The sequence below is a fragment of the Simplicispira metamorpha genome, from assembly GCF_004341365.1.
GTDB lineage: Bacteria > Pseudomonadota > Gammaproteobacteria > Burkholderiales > Burkholderiaceae_C > Simplicispira > Simplicispira metamorpha.
This window is the reverse complement of the sequence record NZ_SLXH01000002.1, coordinates 38196-49871: the sequence shown is the minus strand read 5'-3', so window position 1 is coordinate 49871 and position 11676 is coordinate 38196. Positions and strand designations below refer to the sequence as shown.

Annotated in this window: 10 protein-coding genes; 5 read left to right on the top strand and 5 right to left on the bottom strand. The window is 66.6% G+C overall.

Annotated features, from left to right (window positions below):
• Positions 1-22: 22 nt before the first annotated feature.
• The 3 genes from EV674_RS01490 to EV674_RS01480 are packed head-to-tail and all read left to right on the top strand — an operon-like array spanning position 23 to position 2912.
• Entirely contained in the window at positions 23-1255 is a 1233-nt protein-coding gene (locus EV674_RS01490; RefSeq protein ID WP_119011774.1) for a multidrug effflux MFS transporter, read from the top strand.
• Positions 1252-2244: a tRNA (adenosine(37)-N6)-dimethylallyltransferase MiaA gene (miaA, locus tag EV674_RS01485; protein WP_119011773.1), complete on the top strand. Its 993-nt coding sequence runs from the start codon at positions 1252-1254 to the stop codon at positions 2242-2244. The genes EV674_RS01490 and miaA overlap by 4 nt, the downstream gene beginning before the upstream one ends.
• Complete coding sequence (locus EV674_RS01480; protein WP_119011772.1) at positions 2241-2912, top strand: ABC transporter ATP-binding protein; 672 nt, start codon at positions 2241-2243, stop codon at positions 2910-2912. The genes miaA and EV674_RS01480 overlap by 4 nt, the downstream gene beginning before the upstream one ends.
• A 30-nt stretch (positions 2913-2942) precedes the next feature.
• Here the strand turns inward: EV674_RS01480 and EV674_RS01475 are convergent, their stop codons facing one another.
• Positions 2943-3371, bottom strand: a complete 429-nt coding sequence (locus EV674_RS01475) for an Hsp20/alpha crystallin family protein (protein WP_119011771.1) — start codon at positions 3369-3371, stop codon at positions 2943-2945.
• A 326-nt stretch (positions 3372-3697) separates the two neighbouring features.
• Here EV674_RS01475 and EV674_RS01470 point away from each other — a divergent pair, with 326 nt between their 5' ends.
• Both EV674_RS01470 and EV674_RS01465 read left to right on the top strand, forming a co-directional pair.
• A complete protein-coding gene (locus tag EV674_RS01470; protein ID WP_119011900.1) occupies positions 3698-6472 on the top strand; it encodes an ABC transporter permease in 2775 nt (924 codons plus the stop codon).
• Positions 6473-6474: 2 nt separating this feature from the next.
• Entirely contained in the window at positions 6475-7710 is a 1236-nt protein-coding gene (locus EV674_RS01465) for a lipocalin-like domain-containing protein (protein ID WP_119011899.1), read from the top strand.
• 55 nt (positions 7711-7765) lie between these two features.
• Here EV674_RS01465 and EV674_RS01460 read toward each other — a convergent pair whose 3' ends face one another.
• The 4 genes from EV674_RS01460 to EV674_RS01445 are packed head-to-tail and all read right to left on the bottom strand — an operon-like array spanning position 7766 to position 11676.
• Entirely contained in the window at positions 7766-8761 is a 996-nt protein-coding gene (locus EV674_RS01460) for a branched-chain amino acid ABC transporter permease (RefSeq protein ID WP_119011770.1), read from the bottom strand.
• 12 nt (positions 8762-8773) lie between these two features.
• Positions 8774-9658 (bottom strand): branched-chain amino acid ABC transporter permease, encoded by an 885-nt coding sequence (locus EV674_RS01455; RefSeq protein WP_119011769.1) that lies wholly within the window; start codon positions 9656-9658, stop codon positions 8774-8776.
• A gap of 39 nt (positions 9659-9697) precedes the next feature.
• Entirely contained in the window at positions 9698-10894 is a 1197-nt protein-coding gene (locus EV674_RS01450) for an ABC transporter substrate-binding protein (RefSeq protein ID WP_119011768.1), read from the bottom strand.
• A 56-nt stretch (positions 10895-10950) separates the two neighbouring features.
• Positions 10951-11676, bottom strand: a complete 726-nt coding sequence (locus tag EV674_RS01445; protein WP_119011767.1) for an ABC transporter ATP-binding protein — start codon at positions 11674-11676, stop codon at positions 10951-10953.

The window sequence follows — 11676 nt, the reverse complement described above, 5'->3', positions numbered from 1 at the left end:
GTTCTGCTACGCTCCAGCGCCTATGTCCGTGCCTTCCTCTTCCGCGCAGCGCCCGCCTGCCGGCATATCGCCCGCCCTGGTCGTTGCGCTGCTGGCCTTGCTGCTGGGCCTGCAGCCCATCACCACCGACCTGTATCTGCCTGCACTGCCCGCCCTGCAAGCCCAATTGCACGCGCCCATGGCGCAGACGCAACTGACGCTGACCGCGCTGCTGCTGGCCTTTGGCTGCTCACAACTGGTGTGGGGGCCGCTGTCTGACCGCTGGGGGCGCAGGCCGATTTTGCTGCTGGGGCTGGCAGCCTATGTGCTGGCGGCGCTGGGCTGCGCGTTGGCGCAGTCCATGGAGGCACTGGTCTTTTGGCGCACGGTGCAGGGCGCCGCCATGGGCGCTGGCGTGATGGGTGCGCGTGCCGTGGTGCGCGACCTGTATGCGCCAGTGCAAGGCGCGCAGGCCATGTCGCGCGCCCTCACGGGTCTGGGCGTCATCGCCTGCCTGAGCCCGCCGCTGGGCGGCCTGCTGGCAGCATCGCTGGGCTGGCGCGCCACCATGGCGGCCCTGGCCTGCTTTGGTGCCGTAGCGCTGTGCATGATGTGGCTGCGCTTTGAAGAATCGCTGGCGCGGCCCAACCCGCAGGCACTGCACCCGGCGCACCTGCTGCGCACCTGGGGCCAAATCCTGCGCCACCCGACTTTTCTGGCGTTTTCTGCCACCACCACCTGCACCTACGCGGGCTTGTTCACCTACCTGGCGGCCTCGTCGTTCACCTTTATCCAGGTACTGGGCTGGAGCCCCACGCAGTATGGGCTGCTGCTGTCGTGCAACGCCCTGCTGTACGTCAGCGGCACGGTGCTGTGCCGCCGCTTGCTGGCGCGCTGGGGCGTGCGCCGCAGCATGGCGCTGGCCGGGGCACTCAGCGCTACCGGTGGCACGCTGATGGGCGTGTTTGCTCTGGCGGGCGTGAACAACGGCTGGGCTTATGCCCTGCCGTTTTGGCTTTTTCAAATGGCGCACGGCATCCATATGCCGTGCAGCCAAAGCGGCTCGGTCGGGCCTTTTCCACACGCGGCGGGCACCGCCGCCGCGCTCAACGGTTTTGTCATGATGCTGGTGGCCTTTGGCATAGGCCACTGGCTGGGCCAGCGCATGGATGGCACCGTGCTGCCGCTGGCGCTGGGCGTGTGGTTCTGGAGCCTGTGCGTAGCCGTTGCGGCCTGGACGCTGGTACAAAAATTCGGAGACCCTGCCAAACCATGAACACCACCCTGCCCTGCATCGCCATCGCGGGCCCCACGGCCTCGGGCAAAACCGCTGGCGCACTGGCCATTGCCGCTGTGCTGGCGCGGCGCCTGCCGGTAGAAATCATCAGCGTCGATTCGGCACTGGTCTATCGCGGCATGGACATTGGCACCGCCAAGCCCACGCCCGAGGAGCGCGCCTTTGTCCCGCACCACCTCATCGACATCCGCGACCCCCTGCTGGCCTACAGCGCCGCCGAGTTTGTGCAAGACGCCACGGAGTTGATCGCCGACATCCGCGCGCGCGGCGCACTGCCGCTGCTGGTGGGTGGCACCATGCTGTACTTCAAGGCGCTGCTCGATGGCATCGACGCCATGCCCGCCGCCGACGCTGCCGTGCGCGCGCGCATCGAGGCCCGGGCACACGAGCACGGCTGGCCCGCACTGCACGCCGAGCTGGCCCGCATCGACCCCGCCACCGCCGCGCGCCTGGCCCCCGCCGACAGCCAGCGCATACAGCGCGCCCTGGAAGTCTGGGAGATTTCCGGGCAGCCGCTGTCGAGTTTTCACACTATCAAAACAGGAGCTGCAAGCGCACGCCCCATCAGTGCTGGAGCGCTTTTTTCTTTAGAACCCACCGACCGAGCCTGGCTGCACCAGCGCATTGCCCAGCGCTTTGACGCCATGCTGGAGGCTGGTTTTATCGACGAAGTGCGTGCCCTGCGCGCGCGCGGCGACCTGCACCCCGACCTGCCCTCCATGCGCTGCGTGGGCTACCGCCAGGCGTGGGAAGAACTCGACTTCCAGGCCAACCGCCCCGCAGGCACGCCACTGAACCTGGGCATGCTGCGCGAGCGCGGCATCGCCGCCACCCGGCAACTGGCCAAACGGCAAATCACCTGGCTGCGCAGCATGCCCGAGCGCAACGCCATCGCCTGCGACCAGCCCACCGCCACGCAGCAACTGGTGCAGGCCGTGCTGCAACGCATAGACGCCAACACCCCATGAACCACGCCGCAGACCGCCCCACCCAGACCCTGCGTGTGCAGGGTCTGACCAAGCACTACGGCAGCACGCCCGTGTTTGCCGGAGTGGACTTTGCCGTGCAGCCGGGCGAGTTTGTCGCCATCGTGGGGGACTCGGGCGTGGGCAAATCCACACTGCTCAACTGCCTGGCCGGGCTGGACACCTGGGACAGCGGCCACATCCTGCACGGCAGCACCGACCTGGGGCTGTTGGACGAAACGCAGCGCGCGCTGTGGCGCCGCACCCATGTGGGCTTTGTGTTCCAGGCGTTTCATGTGCTGCCGCACCTGGACGTGGCGCACAACGTGGCCCTGCCGCTGGTGCTGTTGCAGCGCCCCGACCCCGAGCGCGTGGCGCAGATGTTGGCCGCCGTGGGGCTGAGCGACCTGGGCGCGCGCCTGCCCGCGCAGCTCAGCGGCGGACAGTTGCAGCGCGTAGCCATCGCCCGTGCGCTGGTACACCGCCCCAGCCTGCTGCTGGCCGACGAGCCTACCGGCAACCTCGACCCCGGGACCGCCGCGCGCACCATGGATGTGCTGCTGGCGCAAACGCGCGAGCACGGCGCCGCGCTGGTGCTGGTCACGCACTCGGACGCTGCCGCAGCACGCGCCGATCGGGTGCTGCGGCTGACAGCGCAGGGGATTGCGTGATGCGCAGCGCTGCGCCGCCGCCACCGCTGCTCACTCAATAGCCAGGCGCTGCGCGCTGCCGCCCTGCTTTTTGGGCAGGGTCAGGGTCAGGACCCCGTTGTCGTACTTGGCCTTGCACTGCGCGGCGTCGATATCTGCGGGCAACTGAAAGCTGCGCGCCACGGCACCAAAGTAGCGCTCCGAGCGCAGCACTTTTTCGCCCTCGGTCTGCTGGTCTTGCTGGCGCACTTCGGCGCGCAGGCTGACCACGTTGCCATCGACCGAGACATGGATGTCCTCTTTGGGCACGCCGGGCACTTCGGCCTGCACGGTGTAGGCCGTGTCGGTTTCCTTGACATCCACTTTCATCTGCCCCGGCGTGGGCAGCGGGTCGCCGTGCAGGGGGCGCACGTAAAAGCCCGGGTTCATGTCCTTGAAAAAATCATCCAACAAGCCGCCACGGCCTACCAATGCGTTCATGACAATGCTCCTTACAGAAAGGGGTGAAGAAGGTGCCCCGCGCCAGTGCAGGGCACTGTTCAAGATAAGCGCAACACCCACGCACTTCAAGGGGCCATAGCGCACAACTGCAACCAAATGCTGTTGGGCGCCGGGCCGCGCAACACGGGCCGGGCACACAGCACCCATGCGTTGCCATCTGCCCCAGTTTGAAGCCAAATCTGGCTCCAGCCCTTATGCAGCAAGCGCTGGCAGCTATCATTTTTACCCATCAACAGCCCCTGCCAGCATTCGCCCATCCATCGCCAACGGCGGGGCGCAGCCCTGCCGGGGCCACAATCGGCGCCATGTTTGCTTTGCTTCGCACCTGGTCGCTGCAAGAGCTGCGCCACCACCCCTGGCGCAGCGCCGCCGCCGCCTGCGCCGTGATGCTGGGGGTGGCGCTGGCGTTTGCCGTACACACCATCAACGCCTCGGCACTGGATGAGTTTGCCCAGGCGGTGCGCAACGTCAGCGGCCAGCCCGATGTGCAGTTGCGCGCAGTGCAAGGCCATTTCAGCGAATCGGTGTACGAGCGTGTGGCCACACACCCGCAGGTGGCGCGCGCCAGCCCGGTGCTGGAGCTGTCGGTGCTGGCACAGGCGCTGCCCGCTGATGGCGCAGCGCACTATGGCCCAGCCTCTGCCGCGCCCCCTGCGCCCGATACCGACGCTGCACCCGCCCAGTCCACCACTACGACCACACCGGCCAGCACCCCGCTGCGCATCATCGGCGCCGATGCCTTGCTGCTGCCCGCCACAGCCCCGGCCTGGATGCCACAGGCGTTTTCCAGCCTGCCAGCAGACCGCTGGGCGCTGTTTGCCCCGGCCACGGTGTTTCTCAACGCAGCGGCGATGCAGGCGCTGGGCGTCTCCAGCCAGCCCACGCAAACGCCACTGCTGCTGTTGCAGACCGGGTTACAGCGCGTGCGGGTGCGCGTGGCGGGCAGCATTGCCGCACCGGGCGCACCGCTGGCGGTGATGGACATTGGCGCCGCACAAGACCTGTTCGGGCGCGCAGGCCAACTCACCCGCATCGACCTGCAATGGCAACCGGGCAGCGTGCCCGAGGCAGTGCAGCAGGCGCTCCAAGCCACGCCCGGCTGGCCCGCCAACGTGCTCTGGGCCGAGCCCGGTGATGCGGCCCAGAGCGTGGGCAACCTCACGCGCGCCTACCGCGTCAACCTGACGGTGTTGGCGCTGGTGGCGCTGTTTACCGGGGCTTTTTTGGTGTTTTCGGTGCTGGCGCTGAGCGTGGCGCAGCGTGCCAGCGCTTTTGCTCTGCTGGCGGTACTGGGCGCCACGCCGCGCCAGCGCCTGCAACTGGTGCTGGCCGAATCGCTGGTGCTGGGGCTGGTGGGCAGCGCTGCGGGCATTGCGCTGGGCACGGCGCTGGCGGCGCTGGCGCTGCGCCTGCTGGGGGGCGACCTGGGCGGTGGTTATTTCACCGGGGCACGGCCCGCGCTGCAATGGAGCTGGGCAGCAGCGCTGCTGTACGGCGGCCTGGGCGTGGGGGCAGCGCTGCTGGGCGGCTGGTGGCCCGCGCGGGCGGCGCAGGCGCTGCCGCCCGCGCAAACCCTCAAGGGCCTGGGCCAGGGCAGCATGGGTACACCAGCGGCCTGGCCCGGTATGGTTTTGATAGCTGCCAGCGCTTTTCTGGCCTACGTTCCACCCGTTTTTGGCATACCTTTGGCAGCGTATGTGTCGATTGCCCTGCTGCTGGTCGGCGGCATTGCGCTGCTGCCCTGGGGCGTGGCCTGGGGGCTGCGCTGGTACCACCCGGGCACTGCACCGCACCTGCTGGCGCTGCTGGCCCTGGAGCGCGCGCGACGCACCCAGCACAGCGCCGCCGTGGCCGTGGGCGGCGTGGTGGCCAGCCTGAGTCTGGCCGTAGCGCTCACCGTAATGGTGACCAGCTTTCGCGGCTCCGTGATCGACTGGCTGGACGCCGTGCTGCCCGCCCCGCTGTACGCACGCAGTGCCACCAGCACGGGCACCGATGCCCCGGTGTTCAGCCCGGCGCTGTTGCAGCGCATCGCGCAATTGCCCGGCGTGGAGCGGGTACAAGGCACGCGGGTGGTGAACTTGCTGTTGGCCCCAGACCGCCCGGCCATCACACTGCTGGCACGCCCCCTGGGCCCTGAGCCCGCGCGCACGCTGGCACTGGTGGCGCCAGCCCTGCCCGTGCCGCCGGGCCATATCCCCGTGTATGCCAGCGAAGCCATGGCCGCGCTGTGGGGTGCAGCGCCGGGCCAGACACTGCCCGCTCTTTCCAAGGCTTTTATGGTGCAAAGCCAATCACAGAAAGCGCACGCAGCTCCGTTTTTTGTAGCAGGTGTGTGGCGTGACTATGCCCGCCAGACCGGGGCCGTGGCCATGGATACGGCTGACTACATCCGCCTGACGGGCGACGGCTACGCCAACGACCTGGCCATCTGGCCGCGCAGCACCCGCACCGACGCGGGCAGCAACCGCCCGGACGACACGGGCACCAGCGATGCCGACCTGGCCACCTTGCAGCAAACCATTGAAGCGCTGGCGCAGGCCGAATCGCGACGAACAGGGGCAGCGACGAGCACAGGCACCGAGACCACCAGCGCAGGCGCAGATGCACCGCTGCTGGAATTTGGCACCGCGCAGGCCATCCGCACCCGTTCGCTGCAAATTTTCGACCGCAGCTTTGCCGTCACTTACTGGCTGCAGGCGGTGGCCATTGGCATCGGTTTGTTCGGCGTGGCCGCCAGCTTCAGCGCCCAGGTGCTGGCGCGGCGCAAAGAGTTCGGCCTGCTGGCGCACCTGGGCCTGACGCGGCGGCAAATCCTCACCGTGGTGGCGGGCGAAGGCGCTGCCTGGACGGGCGCGGGCGCCGTGGCGGGCGTGCTGCTGGGCACGGCGGTGGCCGTGGTGCTGGTACATGTGGTCAATCCGCAGAGCTTTCACTGGACGATGGAGCTGCGCCTGCCCTTGCTGCGCCTGCTGGCGCTGGCCGTGGCCGTGGTGCTGTGCGGCACGCTGACCGCCTGGCTCGCTGGCCGCGCCGCCGCCGGGCGCGATGCGGTGCTGGCAGTCAAAGAAGATTGGTAATGATGAAAAACTGGCCCACCACACCCGCACCTTTATCGGCCTTCTCCACTGCACCCACCTTGTCGCGCCGGCACTGGCTGGCACTGGCGGCGGGGGGGTACGCCGCCAGCGCAGTGCCTGGTGCCCAGGCCCTGCCGCTGCGGCCCTTGCAATTTCCGCGCGACTTTGGCAGCCACCCCGACCTGCGCACCGAGTGGTGGTACATCACCGGACAGGTGCAGGCAGCCGGGCAACGCTGGGGGTTTCAGGTAACGTTTTTTCGCTCGCGGGTGGATGTGGCCCAGGGCATGCAATCGGCGTTTGCCGCCAAGCAATTGCTGTTTGCCCATGCCGCACTGACCGACCTGCGCGCGGGCAAGCTCTACCACGATCAGCGCATCGCCCGTGCCGGCTTTGGCGTAGCACGCGCCAGCGAGGCCGACACCGACATCCGCCTGCAAGACTGGTCGCTGCGGCGCACCGATCTGGCAGGTGCAGTTGCCAACGCCAGCAGGAACAGTACCGACCACGGCACGGGCACGAGTGCAAGCGCTGCCCCCCTCACCGGCAGCCGCTACACCGCGCAGATCACCACGACCGGTTTTGCGCTCAATCTGGAATGCGACACCACGCAGCCGCTGCTGCTGCAAGGCCAGCAGGGCCTGTCGCGCAAAGGGCCAGACGCCGCGCAGGCCAGCTACTACTACAGCCAGCCGCAGATGGCCGTGCGCGGCAGCCTGGTGCTGGGCGGGCAGCGCCTGGCCATAGAAGCGCCCGCTTCCAGCGGCGACAACCGCGCCTGGCTGGACCACGAGGCCAGCCAGGCCCTGCTGCACCCCGAGGCCACCGGCTGGGACTGGATAGGCATGAACCTGCACGATGGCAGCGCACTGACGGCCTTTCGGCTGCGGCGCGCCGATGGTTCGGCACTGTGGGCAGGCGGCTCGTGGCGGGCACCGGGCCAAGCAGCACGGATTTTTGCCGCCACCGAAGTGCAGTTCACGCCGCTGCGCTGGTGGCGCAGCCCGCTGGGCGGCACCCGCTACCCGGTGCAGTGGCGGGTAGACACGCCCGCCGGGGCCTTTGCCGTGCAGGCCCTGCTGGACAACCAGGAGCTGGACAGCCGGGGCTCCACCGGCGCTATTTACTGGGAGGGCCTGTGCGCGCTGCACACAGCGGGCACAGGCCAGAATGCAGGCCCAGTGGTGGGCTCGGGCTACCTGGAGATGACAGGTTACGCCGCCGCGCTGCGGCTATAAAGGCGTGCCCAGCGGCGGCGCCCCGTGGCGCGTGGGGCCGCCCCTGGGCCATGGCTCAGGCTTTTTTGCCGGCCCGCAGGCGCGTCAGCCAGGCGATCAGCTCACCCATGATGCCGCGCCGGAAAGCCAGCACACAGACCACGAAGATCAGCCCCGTGACGATGGTGACCGACTCGCCCAGGGTCTGGAACCATGCGATGCCCGAGACGTTGGCCAACAGCTCGCCCAGGTCGCCAATCTTGTTTTCCAGCAGCACCACCACGGCAGAGCCCACCAGCGGCCCTGACAAGGTGCCCAGCCCCCCCACCAGCGTCATCAGCACCACATGGCCCGAGGCACTCCAGTGGACATCGCTGAGCGTGGCAAAGCCCAGCACCAGCGTCTTGAGCGAACCGGCCAGCCCGGCCAGCGCCGCCGACAGCACAAAGGCCAGCAGCTTGAAGCGGTTGGTGTCGTAGCCCAGCGAGATGGCGCGCGGCTCGTTCTCTTTGATGGCCTTGAGCACCTGGCCATACGGCGAATGGATGGTGCGCACAATGAGCAAAAAGGCTGCCGTCACCACGGCCAGCACCACGTAGTACATGGCCAGGTCGTTTTGCAGATCGATCAGACCGAACAATTTGCCGCGTGGCACGCCCTGCAACCCGTCTTCACCACCGGTGAAGGGCGCCTGCAAGCAGACGAAAAACAGCATCTGTGCCAGCGCCAGCGTGATCATGGTGGAGTAAATGCCCTGGCGGCGGATGGCGAAAAAACCCACGATCAGGCCCAGCAGCGCACCGCTGGCGGTGCCCAGCAGCAAGCCCACTTCCGGGGTAAAGCCCCACACCTTGATGGAATGCCCGGCCGCGTAGGCAGCACCGCCCAGAAAAGCGGCATGGCCAAACGACAGCATGCCGGTGTAACCCAGCAGCAGGTTGAACGCCGAGGCAAAGAGCGCGAAGCACATGAGCTTCATCACAAACACCGGGTAGGCACCCAGCAGCGGCGCTGCCAGCAAAGCGATGAACAGCAGGCCGTAGCCCAGTGCGGAGAGGTTCTTGGGATTCATGTTGGCGGCCCCTTATTTCTCTTTGCCGAACAGGCCGGCGGGGCGGATCAGGAGAACGATGACCATGATGACAAACACCACGGTGGAAGACGCTTCGGGGTAAAACACCTTGGTGAACCCCTCGACGATGCCCAGGCCCAACCCGGTGAGGATGGAGCCCATGATCGAGCCCATGCCACCGATCACCACCACGGCAAACACCACGATGATGAGGTTCTGCCCCATCAGCGGCGAGACCTGGTACACCGGCGCAGCCAGCACGCCCGCAAAGGCCGCCAGCGCCGCGCCAAAGGCGTAGGTCAGCGTAATCATCACCGGCACGTTGATGCCGAAGGCCTCCACCAGGCGGGGGTTTTCCGTACCGGCGCGCAGGTAGGCGCCCAGTTTGGTTTTTTCGATCACGTACCAGGTGGCAATGCACACCACAATCGACACCACCACCACCCAGGCACGGTAGTTGGGCAGCATCATGAAGCCCAGGTTGGTGGCGCCTTCGAGCAGCTCGGGCGTGTCGTAGCCCAGGCCAGAGACGCCGTAGAACGAGCGAAACAGCCCCTCAATCAGCAGCGTCAGGCCCAGCGTGAGCAGCAGGCCATAGAGGTGATCGAGTTTGTAGATCCAGCGCAAGAGCAGGCGCTCGATGACCACCCCGAACACCCCCACCACCAGCGGCGCCAGCACCAGCATCCACCAGTAGCCGATGCCCAGGTAATTCATGGCCATCCAGGTAATCACCGCCCCCATCATGAACAGCGCACCGTGCGCAAAGTTGATGACGTTGAGCAGGCCGAAAATCACGGCCAGCCCGAGGCTGAGGATTGCGTAAAACGAGCCATTGACCAGCCCCAGAAGGAGCTGGCTGAGCATGGCCGGCAAGGAGACACCAAAAATTTCCATGGGAGGCGGCAGAGGGTAAGGGTGTGTCAGGTCAAGGGCTTATTTCCAGAGAGCGCACTTGCTCTCGGCCTTGGTGGTGAAAACCTGGTCGCCGGGCAGCTTGGTGACGACCTTGTAGTAATCCCAGGGCTGCTTGGACTCGGCGGGGGACTTGACCTGCATCAGGTACATGTCGTGCACGTAGCGGCCATCGGGTCGGATGGTGCCTTTGGCATAAAAGTCGTCCAGCGGCGTGCTCTTGAGGTAGGCCATGACCTTGTCGGCGTCTTCGGTCTTGGTGGCCTGCAACGCCTTGAGGTAGTTCATGGTGGCCGAGTAATTGGCAGCCTGGATGTCCGTGGGCATGCGCTTGGTTTTCTCAAAGAACTTCTTGCCAAAAGCGCGCGTCTGGTCGTTCAGGTTCCAGTCCCAGCTGGTGGTCAGCAGCAAGCCTTCGGTGTTTTTCAGGCCCAGGCTGTGGACATCGGTGATGAATACCAGCAGGCCCGCCATCTTCATGCTCTTGCCCACGCCAAACTCCTTGGCCGCCTTGATGGCGTTGATGGTGTCGCCGCCCGCATTGGCCAGGCCCAGCACCTGGGCCTTGGAGTTTTGCGCCTGGAGCAGGAAAGAGGAGAAGTCCGACGCATTGAGCGGGTGGCGCACCGCCCCGGCCACGGTGCCGCCCTTGCTCTTGACCACGGCGGCGGCATCGCGCTCCAGCAGTTGGCCAAAGGCGTAGTCGGCGGTCAGGAAGAACCAGCTCTTGCCGCCCTGATCGACCAAAGCGCCTGCGGTGCCCTTGGCCAGCGCCACGGTGTCATAGGCGTAGTGAACGGTGTAGGGGGTGCATTGCTCGTTGGTCAGTGCCGAGCCGCCTGCACCATTGACCATGAAGACGCGCTTTTTCTCGTTGGCGATCTGGGCCATGGCCAGCGCCGTGCCCGAGTTGGTGCCACCAAAGAGCATGGTCAGGCCCTGGGTGTCAATCCACTCGCGCGCCTTGGTGGCGGCGATGTCGGCCTTGTTCTGGTGGTCGGCTGACAGCAACTCGATGGGCTTGCCGTTGACCTTGCCGCCAAAGTCGTCGATGGCCATCTGGATGGCCAGGGCACCGTTTTTGCCATCCACGTCGGAATACAGGCTGGACATGTCGGTGATGAAACCGATCTTGACCTTCTCCTGGGCATGGGCCAGCGGCGCGGCCAGACCTGCGGCGCCCAGCATCATGGCCAGCACGGTAAGTTTGTTTTTCATGGATGTCTCCTGTTGTCGTGGTGAAAAATGAAGAAGAAGCAATGCCGCCGTGCGGCTCAAACGCCCAGCAGTTCGTTGAGCACGGGCATTTTTTCTGCCAGCTCGCTGGCGCCAAAGCGCTCGACGATGCGGCCATGCTCCATCACATAGAAGCGGTCGGCCAGCGGCGCAGCAAAGCGGAAGTTCTGTTCCACCATGACCACCGTGTAACCGCGCTGGCGCAGCGTGGTGATCATGCGGGCCAGCGCCTGCACGATGACGGGCGCCAGGCCTTCGGAGATTTCGTCCAGCAGCAGCAGCTTGGCGCCCGTGCGCAGGATGCGCGCCACGGCCAGCATTTGCTGCTCGCCGCCCGACAGGCGCGTACCCTGGCTGTGGCGGCGCTCGGCCAGGTTAGGAAACATGGTGTAAATCTCGTCCACGCTCATGCCGGGCGTGCCCGTCTTGAGCAGGGGCGGCAGCAGCAGGTTCTCTTCGCACGACAGGCTGGAGAAAATGCCCCGCTCTTCCGGGCAGTAGCCCACGCCCAGGTGGGCAATGCGGTGCGTGGCCATGCCCACGGTTTCCACACCATTGATCTTGACGGAGCCCTTGCGCGCGCCCGTCAGTCCCATGATGGCGCGCATCGTGGTGGTGCGGCCTGCGCCGTTGCGGCCCAGCAGCGTGACCACCTCGCCAGGCTGCACCACGATATCAACGCCGTGCAGCACATGCGACTCGCCGTACCAGGCTTGCAGGTTGGTGATCTCCAGCGCGGGGGTGTTGGCAGATACAGTGGCCAT